13 protein-coding genes are annotated in these 18,547 nt (G+C 59.3%); 1 reads left to right on the top strand and 12 read right to left on the bottom strand.

Annotated features, from left to right (window positions below):
• Positions 1-47 precede the first annotated feature (47 nt).
• The 4 genes from GO007_RS15150 to GO007_RS15135 form a co-directional block, all read right to left on the bottom strand.
• Complete coding sequence (locus GO007_RS15150; protein WP_095101229.1) at positions 48-1,097, bottom strand: amino acid ABC transporter substrate-binding protein; 1,050 nt, start codon at positions 1,095-1,097, stop codon at positions 48-50.
• Positions 1,098-1,224: 127 nt separating this feature from the next.
• Positions 1,225-1,986: a sulfite exporter TauE/SafE family protein gene (locus GO007_RS15145; RefSeq protein ID WP_095101227.1), complete on the bottom strand. Its 762-nt coding sequence runs from the start codon at positions 1,984-1,986 to the stop codon at positions 1,225-1,227.
• Positions 1,987-1,997: 11 nt separating this feature from the next.
• Positions 1,998-3,320: an MmgE/PrpD family protein gene (locus tag GO007_RS15140; protein ID WP_095101225.1), complete on the bottom strand. Its 1,323-nt coding sequence runs from the start codon at positions 3,318-3,320 to the stop codon at positions 1,998-2,000.
• The gene (locus tag GO007_RS15135) at positions 3,320-4,714 is read right to left on the bottom strand and encodes an MmgE/PrpD family protein (RefSeq protein ID WP_095101223.1); all 1,395 of its coding nucleotides are present in this window, start codon (positions 4,712-4,714) and stop codon (positions 3,320-3,322) included. The genes GO007_RS15140 and GO007_RS15135 overlap by 1 nt, the downstream gene beginning before the upstream one ends.
• A 254-nt stretch (positions 4,715-4,968) precedes the next feature.
• Here GO007_RS15135 and GO007_RS15130 point away from each other — a divergent pair, with 254 nt between their 5' ends.
• Positions 4,969-5,622, top strand: a complete 654-nt coding sequence (locus GO007_RS15130; RefSeq protein ID WP_095101221.1) for a GntR family transcriptional regulator — start codon at positions 4,969-4,971, stop codon at positions 5,620-5,622.
• A 29-nt stretch (positions 5,623-5,651) separates the two neighbouring features.
• Here GO007_RS15130 and GO007_RS15125 read toward each other — a convergent pair whose 3' ends face one another.
• The 8 genes from GO007_RS15125 to GO007_RS15090 form a co-directional block, all read right to left on the bottom strand.
• Positions 5,652-7,967, bottom strand: a complete 2,316-nt coding sequence (locus tag GO007_RS15125; protein WP_095101219.1) for a molybdopterin-dependent oxidoreductase — start codon at positions 7,965-7,967, stop codon at positions 5,652-5,654.
• 42 nt (positions 7,968-8,009) lie between these two features.
• Positions 8,010-9,062 carry a porin gene (locus GO007_RS15120; RefSeq protein WP_095101217.1) on the bottom strand — a complete coding sequence of 351 codons (1,053 nt, stop codon included), beginning with the start codon at positions 9,060-9,062 and terminating at the stop codon, positions 8,010-8,012.
• A 79-nt stretch (positions 9,063-9,141) separates the two neighbouring features.
• Entirely contained in the window at positions 9,142-10,797 is a 1,656-nt protein-coding gene (locus tag GO007_RS15115) for a hydantoinase B/oxoprolinase family protein (RefSeq protein WP_095101215.1), read from the bottom strand.
• Positions 10,794-12,893 (bottom strand): hydantoinase/oxoprolinase family protein, encoded by a 2,100-nt coding sequence (locus GO007_RS15110; protein WP_095101213.1) that lies wholly within the window; start codon positions 12,891-12,893, stop codon positions 10,794-10,796. The genes GO007_RS15115 and GO007_RS15110 overlap by 4 nt, the downstream gene beginning before the upstream one ends.
• 22 nt (positions 12,894-12,915) lie before the next feature.
• Positions 12,916-13,647: a maleate cis-trans isomerase family protein gene (locus GO007_RS15105; protein WP_095101211.1), complete on the bottom strand. Its 732-nt coding sequence runs from the start codon at positions 13,645-13,647 to the stop codon at positions 12,916-12,918.
• Positions 13,644-15,278: an ABC transporter substrate-binding protein gene (locus GO007_RS15100; RefSeq protein ID WP_095101209.1), complete on the bottom strand. Its 1,635-nt coding sequence runs from the start codon at positions 15,276-15,278 to the stop codon at positions 13,644-13,646. The genes GO007_RS15105 and GO007_RS15100 overlap by 4 nt, the downstream gene beginning before the upstream one ends.
• Positions 15,279-15,445: 167 nt before the next feature.
• Positions 15,446-16,798: an MmgE/PrpD family protein gene (locus GO007_RS15095; protein WP_095101207.1), complete on the bottom strand. Its 1,353-nt coding sequence runs from the start codon at positions 16,796-16,798 to the stop codon at positions 15,446-15,448.
• A 1-nt stretch (position 16,799) separates the two neighbouring features.
• Positions 16,800-18,527, bottom strand: coding sequence for an ABC transporter ATP-binding protein (locus tag GO007_RS15090; protein WP_198389047.1), 1,728 nt, complete (start codon positions 18,525-18,527; stop codon positions 16,800-16,802).
• Positions 18,528-18,547: the final 20 nt, after the last annotated feature.

The raw sequence follows: 18,547 nt of genomic DNA, 5'->3' as shown, positions 1-18,547 counted from the left end.
GGGCATACAAACCAAAAGAAAGGTCCCTGCTAACAGGGACATTCAGGTTAACGGATCGGTAAGCCATACAGGAGGCCGCCGTCGTTCCATAACTTATTCAGATCGCGATCGAGGGGTTCCGTGCTTTGCGGCCCAAAGTGGCGGTTATAAATATCGCCGTAGTTACCGACCTGCTTCACCACGTTATAAGCCCATTTGTTATCCAGCCCCAGCTTCTGACCAAAGTCGCCGCTCACGCCCAACAGAGCCTGAACATCCGGATCGGCAGATTTCAGCTGCTCGTCCACGTTGGCCTGGCTGGTCTTCAGCTCCTCGGCGTTGAAAGTGGCATAAACCACCCACTTAACAATATCAAACCACTGGTCGTCGCCTTTGCGCACCGCCATTGCCAGCGGCTCCTTCGAATAGATACCCGGCAGGATCGTATGGTCGTCCGGCTTTTCCGCGTCGAAGTTTTTCACCCCCGGCAGCGCAACCTTGTCGCGGGCGATCGCGTCGCAGCGCCCGGCCAGGTAGGCGGCAACGTACTCTTTGTTATTCTCAATAACGACCGGCGTATAGTGCAGATGACGAGAGGTGAAGATCTGCGCCACGTTTTGCTCCGTGCTGCTGCCGGGCGTGATGCAGACGGTCGCGCCGTCAAGGTCCTCGATCTTCTTTACACCGCTGTTGGCGCGCACCATAAAGCCGGTGCCGGTGTAAAAGTTAGGCGGCGCAAAATTCAGCCCCAGCGACACGTCGCGGGTCAGCGAGGCGGTGATATTGCGCGACAGCACATCCACTTCGCCGGACTGAATCGCCGGGAATCGCTGCGCCGTGGAGAGCGGCGTAAAGCGAACCTTTTTCGCGTCGCCAAAAACGGCCGCCGCCAGCGCGCGGCAAAAATCGACGTCCAGCCCGACCCAGTTGCCTTTATTGTCGATGGATGAGAAACCGTGGCGCGCAGGATGCACGCCGCAAATCAGCTCTCCGCGGGCTTTAATTTTCTTCAGCGTTTCGCCGCTGCTGGCGGACGCGTCTGCGCCATACGCCGGGAGGACGAAGCTCCCGGACGCGATCAGCAGAATTGCCGCCACCGTTTTGATACTTTTGCGCATAATCGCCCCTTTTCCCGGTTAATTTTTTATATTTACTAATATTTGCTATCAACTTGTCTGACTATGTTCAGCGCATCCCCCAGCCCCTGGCAAAGAACGAATATGCCGGAACAAATGAGAAAATGGTCTAACTCAGCCATCCCTGCACGCCCTGCCATATCAGCTGTGCGCTCAACAGCAGCATCGTTAGCCTGAACACCACGCGAAACAATTTTTCCGGCAGATTATCGAGCAGCCGCGAGCCCAGCCAGGTACCCAGCGCCCCGCTGACGATCATCGCCGTCAGCACCGGCAGCCATGCGGCCCAGGCAAACCCCATCAGGCCGAAGGCCAGAATCTTAAGCCCGTGTTGAAGCACCATGCAGGTCGCATGCGTGGCGATAAGCGGCTGCCGTTTCAGCCCCTGAGAGCTGATAAGCCCGGCGACCATCGGGCCGGTCGCGCCAACAATCATCGTCCCCAGGCTGCTGATCCCGCCGCCGATGACGAAAAATAGCTTATTGAGCGGCTTCGCCTCGCCACGCTTATGAAAAACCGTCCACAGGATGAACGCCGCTAACGCGATGCGCGCCACGCTGTCCGGAATCACGGCCGCCAGCGGCGCGCCGAGAGCGATGCCGACGGCACTGCCCAGCAAAAACCACAGCACCAGTGGCCAGACGACGTAAATACGCTGAATGAGCGTACGGCTGAGATTCGATCCCAGCTGCACCATCCCGTGGACCGGCATCAGACTGGCTACCGGCATCCCCAGCCCCATCACGGCCAGCAGGGCCGTGCCGCCGCCCAGCCCCATCGCGGCCGTCAGCGCCGAGGTAAGAAAGCTGCAAAACACCATCACGCCGGCAAACAGCGGCGAAATATCGGCGGGGATTAAGTGTAATGTCATGGCCGTCCCGCTCAGCGATAGTCGTCTTGCAGCAGGCGCGCATAGAGCCCCCGCGCATCGTCAGGAGACAATACCCGGCCAGCGCAATCGAGGAATTTTTGCGCCAGCAAGCCTTCCGGCAGTGGGTTCGCCGGGCTGGAGCCTCGAGCCCCCGCGATATGCTGATGAAACTGTCGTCCGTCGGTGGCGGTCAGCGTCACGTACGCGCTGTGGGTCGTCGGCTCGTCATGGCAGCTCAGCGTCACCTTGCGCAATAATTCCTGGGTTGCCGGATCGGCAAAACGCGTGTTTTCAATAAAATCGTCCAGCGTCAGGGTGCCGGCGACAAAGGCACGCGCCACGCAATAATGCAGGCTGAATTTCCCCGCCAGCGGATTTTCCGGCTGCGGAATATTGATATGTGGGAAACGGATCGGATGGACCTGCACCTCAATACGCTCCACCTGCTCCGGGTTGAGTCCCGTTTGCTCGCGCAGCGCCAGCACGCCGTCAACCGGCGACAAGATCGCGTAGCAGCAGGAAAAATATTTAAAGTTGTTGCTCTTCTCGGTATCAAGAATGTACGGCGTACCGTCCCAGGGTTCGGTCAGCGCGGACGGGTCAACATTGTCGCTGCCGTTGAAGACGTTGAAATAGCCGTGATGGTGCTCAAACGCCGTCTGTCCGGCGCTGAAGTCTTCCCGCGCCAGCAGCGCCGCCATGACCGCGCTGCGCGCCGCCTGCCCCACCACCAGCGCCTTGGTCTGGCTGCCAAAGTTGGATTTAATGCCGGAAGATAATGACGCGCAAATTGATAGCGCCGTCGCGGTTTGTTCTTCCGTTAACGCCAGCAGTACGGCGCAGGCGGCAACACCGGCAAAAATCCCCACGGTCGTCGTCGGATGCCAGCCGTGCCGGTACTGGAACGGGCTGACCGCTTTGCCCATCCGCACGGCGGTTTCATACCCGCAAAGATAAGCGCGCACGATCGCCTCGCCGTTAAGCTCATATTCATCCGCCAGTGCCAGCACGGCGGGCAGCACGGCGACAGAAATATGCCCATGTAGCCAGGAGTTGGAATCATCAAAATCCAGCAAATGGGACGACGCGCCGTTCAGCAGCGCGGCATCCAGCGCGTTAAGGCGCAAAGCGGTGCCAAAAACGCGGCTTTTACCGGTTGCCGCAGAAGGCGCAATCACATGGCGAAGTTTCTCCGCCCCGTCCTGTACGCCGCCTGCCAGCGTTACGCCGAGCGTATCAATAATGGCGGTTCGCGCCTGCTCCTGCGCCGCCGGTGAAAACGTCTGGCGCGAGAAACGCAGCATGTTTGCGGCCATTTGTCTGGCAATGGTCATTAATAGGTATCCTTACTAAAGTCGGCGTTGTCGCCTGCCAGCAGCGCGGTAATCTGCGCCAGCGAGCCGGGGCGTTCAAAATGCGCGGCGGCCAGGTAGAGCGCACTGCTGCGCTCTGCGCCTAGCGCCGGAATCGCCAGAGAGTCGAATTTGGCGCGCAGCTCCTCATCGGTTAACGGGTTTTGCGCGTGGCCGCGATACACCTCGGTCGCGGCGTGAAGTTTCTCGCCGTCCTCCAGCCAGACGTCAATAAACGCCGAACTGGCGGACTGCCCCTCAACGGCCTGAACGTTCATTAGCGGCAGCAGCGCGCGGGCAGCGGGATCGGCCACCGTTTGCGGCGTAAAATCCGTATCGGTAAGCGCGTACCCGCTGAGCGCCAGCGCAATGCAGTGCGGAATGCTGAATTTGCTCTCCAGCGGCGTTTGCGGATTGAGGATCCCCGCGTTCACCATTCCCATTGGATGCACCTTTGCCTCAATGCGGGCGATCTTCCGGCCTTTAAGCTGGGGGTAAAGCTGGCGGGCGGTCTCGATGGAGGCATGCGTTCCACGGCAGCTGGCATACAGCTTGTAGCCATTGGTCAGCAGTTCCCAACTTTCGCCGAAATCGAGCGGCGGGATCTCCGCGCTGCCGTCCTGAATAAAGTTTTTTACCCAGCCGTCGGCTTCATAGAAATGGTGCGCGCCGACAAAACCTTCGGACGCCAGCTGCGCGGCAAGAATACCGTCCATTGCCGCCTTACCCGCATGGAAAGGCTTGCCGTGGGTACCGGAGGATTTTTGCAGGCCGCCCATCATGGTCGCCGCCGCGCCGAGCGCGTTTTGTATTTGTTCTTCGTTAAGCCCGAGAATTGAAGAGGCTACCGCCGTCGCCCCGACTCGCCCGACGATCGAGGTCGGATGAAAGCCGCGGCGCTGCAGATTGCGTCCGACGCCTGGCACCCAGCCGCCGCCCAGTTTCGCCATCACTTCAAATCCGGCGATAAACGCCTTCAGCACGCGTTCCTCGCTGACCGGATGCGCCTGCGCCATTGCCAGCGCCGTCGACCAGCACGGGCCGCCCGGATGGCCCGCCCCGGCGGGATGGGTATCGTCGTAATCCGCCGCGTGCGCCATAGTGGCGTTAATCAGCGCCGCCAGCCCCGGCGTAGTCGTTCCGCCAAGCAGAATGCGCGCCTCGCCTGCGGCGTTCCAGACGCTTGCGACCTGCCGCACCGCCCGCACCGCGTCATCGTTCACCGCCCCGAGCGCTACGCCGAGGTAATCAATCAGCGCGCGTTTCGCTTCATGCAGAACCGGGTCCGGGATGCGAATTTCATGTGCGTGATGAATAAAATGGCTGAGTTGCGCCCCTCGCTGATATGGGACAGATGCGACGTCTGATATCGTCATGATGGGTTTCCCTGATGCTGGTAACTAAAATAAATCATATAAAACAATACAATGCTTAATTGAATTCATTTGTATACAATAAATCATGGCGTAAACATATCAGCGACGGAGCGAAGGTCAAAAGATGTTTTTTAGCTATGCTAATAACAAAATGAGCGATAAAACATTATTTACTGTGGCAATATGACGCTATCATCAATTGCACTCGACCCCAGCAGCCTTACCTGCAAACTGGAAAATATCCCCTAAAAATTATGAACTTAAAACCTGGCGAGCGTGATGTGACATTGTCACCTTTTGAGATACTGATTACCGCGATTGAACGCGGTGAACTTCTCCCCGGAGAACGATTACAGGAAACGCGGTTGGCAGCGCAGTTTGGTCTGAGCAGAACGCCTATACGTGAGGCGTTACACCGGCTGGAAACGCTCGGCCTGGCGGAACCGGGCCCCAAACGCGGGCTGATTGTCGCGAATATCAGCTACGATCGTCTGCGTCAGCTTTTTGCCGTCCGTGAAGGGCTGGAAAAAATCGCGATACAGCTGGCGGTGACCGCCGCGTCCGATGAAGAAATCGCGCTCCTGCAAAGGATGGTCGACGCTGAAAAAACGATGACCGACAGTAAAACGCTGCACGATCATAACCGCCTGTTTCATCGCCAAATTTATCGATCCACTCATAATCCTTATCTTAATGAAATGCTTGATAACCTGCGTATCCATCTCTCTCTGTTGCGCGGCACGACCTACGCATTGTCCGATCGGGCGGAAGAAGCGAAATGCGAGCATCAGGCAATGGTGGACGCCCTCGCCCGCCGCGACGCCGACGCGGCGCAGGAGGCCGCCTGCCTGCATATCCGCAACGGCTACCGCGCACGCCTAGCCATCATCAGCCAGCTGGATAATTAAAACACGCCCGCAATTTCGCGGGCGGCGCATTATACCTCCGGCGGCGGCTTGATGGCTGCCGTCAGCCGCGGCGGAATAAACGCCTTTACCGGCGGCAGAACGCCCTCATATTTGACCATCTCTACCGGGGCTATCTGCCCGGTACACCCCTGCGCCAGCGATGAAGTGCCTGCGTCGAGGGTGACGACGTTGGGGTTACCGTGGACGCAAAAAGGCGCGTCAGCTAGCGGCTCCAGCGGATCGAACCATGCGCCGGTCGGCACCTGGATCACGCCGGGCATGATGTCTTCCGTCACCTTCGCGCAGGCCAGCAGCGCTCCTCTCTGATTAAAAATCTTCACGATATCGCCCGTACGTATCGCCCTTTTCAGCGCATCCCGCGGATGAATCTGGCATATTTCCCGCTCTTTTTGCTTGTGCCGCGCGCTCCACTGTCCAAAATCAAGCTGGCTGTGCAGGCGCGTGGCCGGCTGATTCGCGATAAGCCAGAGAGAGTGCTGCCGATCGGGTTGCTGAGTCGGCGGCAGCCACGCCGGATGTCCCGGACAATCCGCATAGACGAAACGCGCGATGGTGCGGGAAAAGAGTTCTATTTTCCCGCTGGGCGTCGCTAGCGGGGCGTTGTCCGGGTCGGCTCGAAAGCCCCGCATCAGCCGATCGCCGTCCTGAATCTGCGGCAACAGCAGCGTTCCTGCCTGCCAGAAGGCGTCGAAATCGGGGACGCGGATAGCGTGCTCGCCCAGTTTTGCCTGCATCTGGCCGTAAAGATGGCGCAGCCATTGCTGGCTGCTGCGACCTTCGGTAAAGGCGCGTTCCGCGCCAAACCGTCGCGCCAGCGCCGCAAAAATCGTATAGTCGTCCCGCGCCTCGCCCTGCGGCGCTCTCACTTTCTGCATCGCCACCAGCAGAGGATCGGTCGGCGTGCCGCCGATGTCATCACGCTCAAGGGTCATCGTGGCAGGCAGAACAATATCGGCATGACGCGCCGTGGCCGTCCAGAACGGTTCATGAACGATAAGCGTATCCAGCCGGCTGAAGGCGCGACGCAGCCTGCCGAGATCCTGATGGTGATGGAACGGGTTGCCGCCTGCCCACCATGCCAGCTTAATCGCCGGATAGGTCAGCCGCTGGCCGTTAAAATCATAGCGTTCGCCGGGATTAAGCAGCATATCGGCAATTCTGGCCACCGGAATAAAGGTATTAACCTGATTCACCCCCTGCGGGAACGCCGGGAAAGCAACCACGTTATGATGCTTGCCGTAATGCCCAATCGCCCCCAGCGCATAGGCGTAGCCGCCGCCGGGTAATCCGGGCTGGCCTAATACCGCCGCCAGCGCCAGCCCCAGCCATACCGGCTGCTCGCCGTGTTCCGCGCGCTGTAATGAGTGTGAGACCGTTACCAGCACCCGCTTACCGACAAGTTCGCGGGCCAGCGAGGCAATCTTGTCTTCCGGGGTCCGGCAAATCGCCGCCGCCCAGCGCGGCGTTTTCGCCTGGCCGTCGGTGTTGCCCAGCACGTAGGCTTCGAATTGCCGCCAGCCCTCGCAGTAACGACTGAGAAACGCCCGGTCGGCACTCCCGGTGACGACAATTTCGTGGATCAGCGCCAGCATCAGCGCCGCATCGCTGCCGGGGACGACCGACCGCCATTCGGCGCGGGCCTCTGGCGGCATATCCGTTCGCAGAGGACTGAAATTGATAAACCTGGCCCCTCTTGCGGCGGCCTGACGCATAAACTCCCGCTCGGTATGGCGGCTGATGCCGCCGCTGGCCACCTGCGAATTTTTCAGCGCCATGCCGCCAAAAGAGAGAATGATATCCGTATGCGCGGCGATATCATCCCAGCTGACGCCGCGACGGGCCACCTCATTTAATTCGCCGATAATATGGGGCAGGATCACCGCCGCCGCCCCAGAACTGTAGCTATTGACCGAACGAACGTAGCCGCCGATGGTGGTATTCAGAAAGCGATGCACCTGGCTCTGGGCGTGGTGAAAGCGCCCGGCGCTTGACCAGCCGTAAGATCCGCCAAAAACCGCTTCTGGCCCGTACTGGCGATTGATCCGCGCCAGTTCATCGGCGGCGAGATCGAGGACCTGCTCCCATTCCATCTCAATATACTCATCCGCGCCCCGGCGATCGTCAGGGCCCGGGCCGTTCTCCAGCCAGCCGCGTCGGACGGCCGGCTTAACAATTCGCGTCGGGTGGTCGGCAGAACCGGTAAAATTACCTAATAGCGGACTGGGGTCCGGATCGTCATCCCAGGCTTTCACTTTGAGCCCTTGACTCTCCTCAGAGACGCGAAAAACGCCCCAGTGCGAGCTATGCATTTTTTCATTGTTCATGCCGCCACCCTTTTATTAACGCCTGCGTTATGTCATCTGATATCAGAACTGGTACGTTAGCCCAATGCCAAATTTGTCATCGCTATTGACGCCCAGCGGATTATTATCATCCAGGAGGTTAATTTTATAATCGGCATAGGCCAGGATATTTTTATTAATGAAGTATGAGATAGCGACATCAACATATTTTATGATGTTCGTTTCACCTACCCCTTCAATATCTTCCCCGCGCGACTGGAAATATCCCACAAAAGGTTTTACACCGGAGGAAAACAGATATGAGGCAACGGCCTCAAAGCTGTTGGCTTCGTTGGCATAACCGGATGAGCTGATTTTATTCAGGTTATGGCTGTTGGAATAGAGCGCCGCCAGATATAAATGGTTGTCGTCATATTTAATCCCGGTAGCCCAAATCTCGGCGCGGTTGCCCTCCCCCCACTTCAGCTGCTGCTGAGCCGAAGTTCTTTTTGACGTGCTGTACGTACCAAGAACGGTAAGATTATCGACCAGTTCATAGCTCAGCGAGAAACCGTAGCCATCGCCGTTAGTAGCCGTAGCCGACCGCTCTGAGTTGCGGCCCTGATACTGTGCCGACACGTTCAGTCCGTCAACGGCGCCGAACAGATCGCTGTTACGCCAGGTCAGCAAACCGGTCGAGCGGCCGGTCATAAAGTTATCCGCAGTGCTGTAGGTCAGCTCGTCGAAGATCGGCGCTTTATCGGTGATCGACGCCACATCATAAGTCACCCCCCAGTTGCGTCCATAGTCGATGGAGCCGAAGCGGTTAAACTTCAGGCCAGCAAAGGCCAGACGCGTTTTATTGCCGTCCTGGGCATCGCTGCCTTCGGAGTTATTGGCCTGAAAATTATATTCCCACTGACCAAATCCGGTCAGGCTATCGTTAATTTGAGTCTGGCCTTTAAATCCCAGCCTGACATAAGACGCGTCACCATCAACGCTGCTGCTATCGCTGAAATAATGTCTCGCACGGATGCTGCCATACAGATCCAGCTTATTTTGATCCTTATTAAAAATTTCCGCCGCATGGGTCGATGAGGCGCTGACAAATAATGCCATAAGAATTATTTCTTTCATTAACTTCCCCAGAGTTTAGGTAATAAAATCCCCGGCCCATTATTGTGAATGGGCCAGCGTACTAACAACGTTGATTAATTTATCTCAGGCGCTGCGCGTCTATGCCATAAACGGCGATGGCCTGTTCCTGGCTAATATATCCCGCCTCAACATCGGCAAGAATATCTTGCTCTGTCCGCTGCTGCGGCTTTCCCCAACCGCCGCCGCCGGGCATTTCCAGCACCAGTCGATCGTCGAAAGGGATCTCCTGAATGCCTTTCGCGTTCAGCGGCTTACCCGATGCCAGGTAAAGCCGACCGGTGCGTCCCGGCAACCCTCCTTCGCTGCCGCGCGCGGGATGGTTAACCCGGTCGAAGCGAGCATACAGCGCCAGCGGTACGGGAAAACGGTTGCCGATAACCATGCGCTGCCCCAGCCCGCCGCGGTATTGCCCCGCGCCGCCGGAATCCTGGAGCAGAGATTTCTCCCATACCACGACGCTGGTCATGGCCTCCGTGATTTCCACCGGCACATTTTTCACGCCGGAAGGAAACGGCGTGGCGGAAAGCCCGTCGCTCTGCGGCCTCGCGCCCGCGCCGCCGCTGTGGAAACTGGTAGTCATATACGCTTTTCCCCATTCAGAGGCGGGTGCGGCCAAACGCACATTCCACAGGCTGCCGGTACTTTCCGCCGGGGTTTTATCAGCAAGGATCTGGCGCAGGCAGCCGAAAATGAGGTCCGGCAGAAACATCCCAACCAGGGAACGCGCCACGACGGGTCGTGGCCAGTGGGCATTAGCGATGCAGTCTTCCGGCGCCCGCAGCGTAATACATCCCAGCGTCGCCGCATTGTTAGGCAGCGCGGGGGCAATCAGGCTCTTCACGCCAAACGCCGCATAGGCTTCGGTATAGCACAAGGGGCAGTTAATGCCGTAGCGCGACGGCCCGGAGGTCCCTTCCATATCAATATGGATGCCGCTGTCGTCGATGGTGACCGCGGCAACCAGATCGATCGGCTGCTCATAGCCGTCAACCTGCATGCTATTGCGCCATGTTCCGTGCGGCAGCGCGCCGATCGCGGCCATCATCGCCCGCTGGCTGAAGGCCAGAATGCGCGCGCCGACGTCGGAGAAATCCGCCAGCGCATATTCGTCCATCACTTTTTGCAGGCGGCGATTGCCGACATCATTGCAGGCCATCAGCGCAAAAATATCGCCCTCGACCTGCACCGGCTCCCTGACGTTGGCGCGCACGATTTGCAGCAGGCTTTCGTTAACGACGCCGCCCTCGGCCAGCTTCATGATCGGGATAAACAACCCTTCGCCGAAGACCTGGCGCGATTCCGGCGACGGACCGTTGCCGCCGATATCCACCACGTGCGTGGTACAGGCGAACAGCGCGACGGCGCGTCCATGACGAAATACCGGCGTGACCACCGAAATATCCGACAGATGGCCGGTTGCTTTCCAGGGGTCGTTCGTAATGAGCACGTCGCCCGGCGCCAGCGTCTCCAACGGATAGGCGGCGAGAAAATGCTTCACCGAACGGGCCATTGAGTTCACATGTCCGGGCGTACCGGTCACCGCCTGGGCCAGCATCTCCCCCTCCCGGGAGAATACGCCGGCGGAAACGTCACCCGCTTCCCGGGTTGAGGTGCTGAACCCTGCGCGAATCAGGCTTCTGGCCTGCTCCTCTACCGCCGCGATGAGGCGGCTCCAGATAACCTGCAGCTGAATATCGGAAATAGCAGCGCTCATTTTTCCTCCCGGTGGGCTTGCAAAACAAGATGTTGTTGGCGGCTAAGGGTGACGCTGAATCCCTGCGGCACAACGGTGTTCGTTTCGCTCTCTGCGATAACCGCCGGTCCCAGCAGTCGTGCACCGATGCGTAACTCCTCGCGCAGATAGATCCCCGCCCGCTGCGCCGACAGCGTGGCGAGATCAACCAACGTCTGCTCACCCTGCGGCGAGGGCGTATACGGATCGTGATTCGGTATAGCGGGGGCCTGTGGAACGTCGGTCGCAAGACTCAGCCGCAAGCCCCACGTCAGGCACTCCACCTGCATGCCGGGAATGGTGCGATGAAAGTGGCGGGAGTACTCCTCTTCAAAGCGGGCCGTCAGCCATGCGGCGTCGCGATCTTCATAGCGTTTTTTTCCGCTCAGGCGCACCGGAATCTCATGCCCCTGCCCCCGGTAGCGCATATAAACGGTGTGTTCCTGATGCAGCGCGGACTCATCCTGCGAACCAGCCGCCAGCGTAGCTTTCGCCTGCTGGTACAGCTGGCCGAAAATGGCGTTCACACGATCGGCGCTAAATGCTTCCAGCGCCAGCAGCTGCGTTTTCACCACCTCGCAGGCCAGCGGCGCCAGCAAAAAGCCGTGCGCCGATCCGACGCCCGCGCCTTTGGGAATAATGACCCGATCGATACCCAGCTTTTGCGCGACGCGCGCCGCATGCATCGGCGCCGCGCCGCCAAAGGCGATCAGCGTCCGGCCTTCAATGGTCAGGCCCCGGTCGGTCGCATGAACCCGCGCGGCGTTAGTCATATTCTCATCAACCACTTCGACCATCGCCATTGCCGCCTGCAGCCCGTCGCGATCGGAATCATCGCTGAGGTGCGTCTGTAAAGCGCGCACGGCGTTGTCCCGCGACAGGGCGATTTTGCCGCCGGCGAATCGCGCGACGTCGATCTTGCCCAGCAGCAGGTCGGCATCGGTAATCGCCGGCAGTTCGCCGCCGCGCGCGTAGCAGGCGGGCCCCGGCTCCGATCCGCTGCTTTCCGGACCAACGTCAATCAGGCCGAGCGCGTTGCGCTTTGCCAGCGAACCGCCGCCTGCCCCGATTTCGACCATATCCACTACCGGAATACGCAGCGGCATGCCGCTGCCTTTCAGAAAGCGATACGCCCGCGCCACCTCAAGCTCGCGGCCGTATTGCGGCACGCCGTCATCAATAAACACCACTTTCGCCGTGGTGCCGCCCATATCGAAGGCGATGGCTTCGGCGATCCCCGCTTCGCGGGCAATATGGGCGGCAAACACCGCCCCGCCCGCCGGGCCTGACTCCACCAGCAGTACCGGGAAACGGCAGGCCTGCTCAAGCGAGGTCAGGCCGCCATTCGACATCATCAGCAGAGTCTGACCGGCGATGCCGCGCTGACGCAGCCCCCGATCCAGCCGCTGCAGATAGCGGGCAATGGTCGGTTGCACGTAGGCGTTAGCGCAGGCGGTGGAGAGACGTTCGTATTCGCGGATCTCCGGACAGACCTCATGCGACAGGGTGATCGAAAGGCCTGGGCGCGCGCGGCGGAGGAGTTCCGCGGCCTGCCGTTCGTGCTCGCCGTTGACATAGCTGTGCAGAAAACCGATCGCCACCGACGTAATTCCCTGCGCATCCAGCTGCGGCAGCAACTCTTCCAGCGAGCGCGGGTCCAGCGGCGTCAGCACGCTGCCGTCGGCGGCCAGCCGCTCGACGACCTCAAAGCGCAGCGCGCGCGGCACCAGCGGTTCCGGACGTTTCATATACAGGTCGGAAACGTCAAAACGATGCTCGTGGGCGATTTCCAGCGTGTCGCGAAAACCCCGGGTCGTGATCAAAGCCGTTTTCGCGCCCTTGCGCTCAATGAGCGCGTTAGTGGCAAGCGTGGTGCCATGCACGACAGCGCTCACTTCCGTCGCCGCCGTCGCCGTCTCATTGAGCAAATTATCAATGCCCTGTAATACGGCCTCTTCCGGCGCGCCGTGGGTCGTCAGACGTTTGGCCGACACCAGCGTGCCGTCGGCGCGCTGCAATACAATATCGGTGAATGTGCCGCCGATATCGACGGCAATTCGGGTTCCTCTTTGCAACATAACCAGTTTCCGTATAGTTAGCTCATTCGTTTACTGACAGCAGATGGCCCGCCGGTCTACGCGACTTTATATTAAGCGCCTGCAGGAGCGCCCACAGCGATGCCTGATTAGAGGTCACTACAGGTACGCCCAGCGCCTCTTCCAGCAGCGGAATAATCTCCAGCGTCAGCAGATTGGTGCAGCTGATAAATAGCGCATCGGCCCGACCGATCGCTCCGGCATACCTGATGGCGAGCGCCATAATTTCATCGCTATCCACGGCCGCAATGGGGTACGCCGACGAGCAGTTGAACGACTGATAGCCGGTGGTCTCCACCCCGTAGCGATGTAAAAACGCCACCTCGGCGAGATTAATTTCTTCCGGGTATGGGGTGATCATATAAATTCGCTTCGCCTCCAGCGCCCGCAATGCCCTGATAACCGCGTGGGCGGTCGTTACGGCGGGAACGCCGAGAGCGGCGGTGATTTGACGTTCAATCGCTTCCGGCGCATCGGGCTGGCCGACAAAACTGCCGCTGGTACAGCCAAACAGCGCCACCCTTAACGGCAGACGATCCAGCTGATCGAGCGCCGGGGCGATATTTTGCTGCATCGCTGCCAGCGCTGAGGCAGAGAGCGTCGTACCGCCCGGTCGCCACACGCGAGCGACGTTTAGCGCGATGCTCTCCGGCAGCCAGCGCGGTAGCTCATACTCCAGCGCCATATTGCCTGCCGGTACCAGCAGCCCGGCGCGGATCGGATCCCGGTGTTTCATTTTTGCGCTCCGGCGTCGCCGGATACGCCGATCTCCATCGCAATGGTTTGCTCATCGCTGCGTCCCGGATAGACCAGCGGCTTACGCAACCCCCAAACGTTGATGGGATGGTAAAGCGGCAGCAGAGCCACATCCGCAATGGCAAGCTCAATAGCCGAGGCGAAAAGCGCCTCGCGTTTGCCATCATCAAGGGTGACCAGCCCCTGTTCGATAATCTGGTCCACCTTCTTGTTGCTGTAGAAAGAGCGGTTGCTGGAGCCGTAGCCCCTTTCTTTATCGATGGTGTGCAGCAGTGAGCGCAGGGGCGAAGAAGACTCGCCGGTGGCGCTGCCGTAACCGACAAGGAAGAAGCTGAATTCGCTGCCCTGCGCGTCGCCGGTGACGCGCTTGTAAAACACGCTGCTGGGCATGGTCTCCACCTCGGTTTTGATGCCGACGCGCGTCAGCATCTGCGCCACGGCCTGAGCAACGGCGCTGTCGCGAATAAACCGATCGTTCGGCGAATGCAGCGTAATGCGAAAGCCCTCCGGATACCCTGCGGCTTTTAGCAGCGCTCTTGCCTTTTCCGCATCCGCGATGACGGGTTTAATCGCGTTGCTGTGGCCGAAAATGCCTTCCGGCACCAGCTGTTCGGCCACTTCCGCGGCGTCGGTGAGAATATGTTTGACGAGCAGCCGGGTATCGATCGCCAGCTGAAACGCCTGGCGGACCCGTAAGTCCAGCAGCGGGTTATCAATTGGCTGACCCGCGTTATCGCGAATAAACGGTGAACGTTTACGCCCGTGATCGAAGCTGAGAAAGATGGCTCGATTGGTCACGCTGCGGGTCAAATTCACCGCGTCGTTGGTTTTCAGGCGGGCGATATCGCTGGGCGCGACTTTTTCAATGACGCTGACGTCCCCTGAGAGTAGCGCCGCCACGCGCGCGCCATCCGCGCTAATCGGGCGGATGGTAATCTCTTTCCACTGCGGCTTTTCACCCCAGTAATCATCATTGCGGGTCAGTACAATACGGTTGCCGGGAATATAATTGACCAGCTTATAAGGACCGGTGCCGATGACGGCTTTGCCGCTGTTATAGTCGGCGGTCGTCGCCTCCCCGCTGCTCCGGCTAATAATCGCTACCGTAGCCAGCTCATTAGGTACAATCGGATTTGGCGCAAGGGTTTTTATTCTTAATACCGTGTCGCTGATTTTAATGACGGTTTTATCATGTAAATAGGTTCGTAACGCAAAAGGCGAACCAACAATATGGCTGGCGCGATCGAAAGAAAAAATAACATCATCGACAGTCAGCGGCGCGCCGTTATGAAACTTCACGTTCGCCTGTAATTCGAACTCCCAGGTCGTGTCATCAATGACCTGCCATGATTTTGCCAGCCCCGGCTGCGGGCGCTGTTTATTATCCGATCTTACCAGCCGATCGAATAAATAGGTGGTCAGCGCCGCGTTAGCGCTGACGATATGCCAGTGCGGATCGAGCGACGACGGTTCGTTGCTGAACCCCAATACCAGGCTATCTACGGAGCGGGCGGCCCAGCCGGTCACCGGCCAGGTGACAGCCACGGGAATAAACGACGCCGCCGCCAGCGCGCCGGTTCGGAAGAGAAATTGTCTTCTGTTAATATTCATGACTGTCTCCTGGTGGTTTAATTTAGGCAAATTGTATTTATTAATTTCATTTAATCAGAAAGATAAGACATTCCCTTCCCGCACCGCTGACAGTTCTCGCCGATCCGGCCTGGAATATTTTAATAATTAATATTGCTATGAATATGTTTAATGTTTATTAGTCATTATCACTGACAGCACGGCAACAGCCGATAAATATCTAACTCATCGACACAGGATAGCTGCTCTATATTTTGTAATGACGCCCACAGCGCGTGGCTATTTTCTGTTACGCCGCCCCAGTGCAGGCAATGAATAAATTTCTCCTGCAGCTGTTCAGTGCTTAATGGCGATCGCGCATCGCCCGTGGCATAGCGCACCGGCGGGCTGAAGAGCGTATCTCCCTGACGAAAAACAATCTCGATCCGGTCCTGTGGCGCGAAGCCTTCGCGCTCGGGATCGCTTTCTGCAATGACAATACGTTCGCAGCATGCCATCAGCCGCCAGACCTCCGCACGCGCACGTTTCTTATCCTGTAAGGAACCTGGCGTCAGTTCGCCATCGATGAGCGCGCTTGCGGCGACAAACTCCAGGCTAAAGGCACTCTGCGTGCGGTCCATCGGCTTACGGAAACGCAAAATATCGCTGTGACGCTGGCTGGTCATCAGGCGGATGCGCGCAATATCCGCACGGCGCGCGGCCGTCTGCAAATAGAGCTGGCGCGCGGCGTCCACGATCCGGTGAGCGGCATAGCACACCGGATAATATTTAATTGCCGCAGGCTGGCGCGCCAGTAGCCAGTCCTGCTGCCGTAATGCCAGCGCCGTCGTTCTGTCTGCGGGATGGTGCGGCGACCAGGTCGTCAGCCAGCCGCGCTCCTGTTCCAGAATAGCGTCATTGCCGGTAATGCCCTGACGCGCGAGCAGCGCGGCAAACAGACCGGCTTTGGCGGCGAAGCCAATATGCAACGCCTTAACCGGCGTGCCGAAATTCGCCATCAGTCCCGCGCTTTGCGAAGCCGCAATCGCCAGCGCGTGCCGGGCCCTAACCGCATCAAGTTCAAGCGCCGAGGCGCAGGCCGCCGCCGCCGCTATGGGGCCGATTAACCCGCTGGGATGCCAGCCCGCCGCGTGCGCCAGCACCGGATGCCGCCGCCGTAATTCGCCCCACGCTTCATAGCCTGTGGCGTAAGCAACCAGTAGCGCGCGCCCGGACAGCGGAAAGCGCCTCGCCAGCGCCAGTAGCGCCGGGATCAGTACGGCAGCGGGGTGCCCGCCCAGCGCGACGTTGTCATAGTCCAGCACGTGCGCCGCCGCGCCCGCCTGCAGCGCGAAGGCGAGAATATCCGAGGGCGTATCCTCCGCCAGCAGGCGCTGCGTTTGCGCCAGCCTGCTGATGGTATCCTCGTTTCTGCCCGCCAGCATCACCGCCAGCGTGTCGATCAGGTCGCGTCTGGCGTAATGCAGCGCATCGTCGCCGAACGGTATCTGGCGGGCGGAAGCAATCATGTCCCCCAGTTCGCGGGTCAGCATCATGGTCATATCAGCGGTTCACCACGACCTGATGCTCAGCCGCAATCTGACGATAAACCAGCGTTGGAACATCGGCATTGGCCGGCATAACCGCATGCACTATCTCGCTGTTATCCAGTTCAGGCGCCCTGCTGCGTCGGGAAGGGTCGGCAACGGGGACCGCGCTGAGTAAACGGCGGGTATAGGGGTGCTGCGCCCGCTGAAAAATATCCTCGTTACGCCCCGTTTCGACAATGACGCCGCGTTGCATGACGGCGACACGATGGCTGAACTGTCTGACCACCGACATATCATGAGAAATAAACAGAAAGGCCGTACCGAGCTTGTGCTGCAGGTCGCTCAGCAGCTGCATGACCTGCATTTTCACCAGCGCGTCGAGAGCGGATACCGATTCGTCGGCAATGATCACCTCAGGCTCCATGATCAGCGCCCGCGCGATGCAAATACGCTGACGCTGGCCGCCGGAAAATTCATTGGGGTAGCGCGTCGCCATGCCCGGCGTAAGCCCGACCAGCTTCAGCAGCTCGCTAACCCTTTCACGCGCCTGATGCCGGTCGCCATGCCGATGGTAAATCCACGGTTCTGCAATCGCCTCGCCGACAGTCATGCGAGCATTCAGGCTGGACCACGGGTCCTGGAAGATCATCTGCACGCGGCACGCGCGATCGGTTCGTAACGGCAGGCCTGGCGCAACGATCTGTTCGCCATTGAGGAGGACGCGGCCAGCCTGCGGCGCGACCAGCCCCACCAGCGCTCGCCCCAGCGTGGATTTGCCGCTGCCCGACTCGCCCACCAGCGCCAGCGTTTCGCCGCGCCTGAGCTGTAAGGATATTTGCTCAACGGCATGCACCCGCTGCTTCACCCGTCCCAGCAGGCCGCCGCGGAGGTTAAAACGGCAGGTCAGTCCCTCAATCTCCAGCAGCGGCTCTGCGGCGGAGGGCGCGGTGGGAGGCAGCGCATCATGGCGGGCGGCCGCCAGCAGCCGCGCCGTATAGGTATCCTGCGGATGCGCAAACAGAGCAGCGGTAAGATTCGTTTCTTTTACTTCTCCCGCCTGCATCACGAGGGTTCTGTCGGCCATTTCCGCCACCAGGCCCATATCGTGGGTGATAAACAGGACAGCCATCCCCTCTTCACGCTGCAATTGCTTGAGCAGGGCCATAATTTGCGCCTGGATAGTCACATCCAGCGCGGTCGTGGGCTCGTCGGCGATCAGCACTTTCGGACGACCCGCCAGCGCCAGCGCAATCATCACCCGCTGGCGCATCCCGCCGGAGAGCTGATGCGGATAGTCATCCATCCGCGTTTCCGCTGCAGAAAGTCGGACCTTCTTCAGCAGGCCGATGGCTTCCTGTCGCGCCTGACGGCGGCTCAGCTGCTGGTGCTGAATCAGATGTTCCATAAGCTGATAGCCAATCGTGAGCACCGGGTTCAGGCAATCCTCCTGAAAAACGATGCCGATATCGCCGCCGCGCACCGCGCGCATCTGTTTTTCGCTCAGCGGCAATAACGCCTGCCCGTTCAGCAGTACGCTGCCGGTAACGCGCGTGCTCTTTTTGGGCAAAATCCGCATGATTGCCGCCGCCGTAACGCTTTTCCCCGAGCCCGACTCGCCGACCAAGGCCAGCGTCTGACCGGCGTCAAGCGTGAAGGAAATATGGCGGACGACCGACCGCCACTCGCCGTCGGATTGAAGATCCACGCTCAGGTTTTCAACTTCAAGAACTGGCCTCATCATGCCTCTCCCCGCCGGAGTAA

The sequence above is a fragment of the Klebsiella sp. 10-1 genome (genome assembly GCF_009758445.1).
Lineage (GTDB): Bacteria > Pseudomonadota > Gammaproteobacteria > Enterobacterales > Enterobacteriaceae > Klebsiella > Klebsiella scottii.
This window is presented reverse-complemented; position numbering and strand designations above follow the sequence as displayed.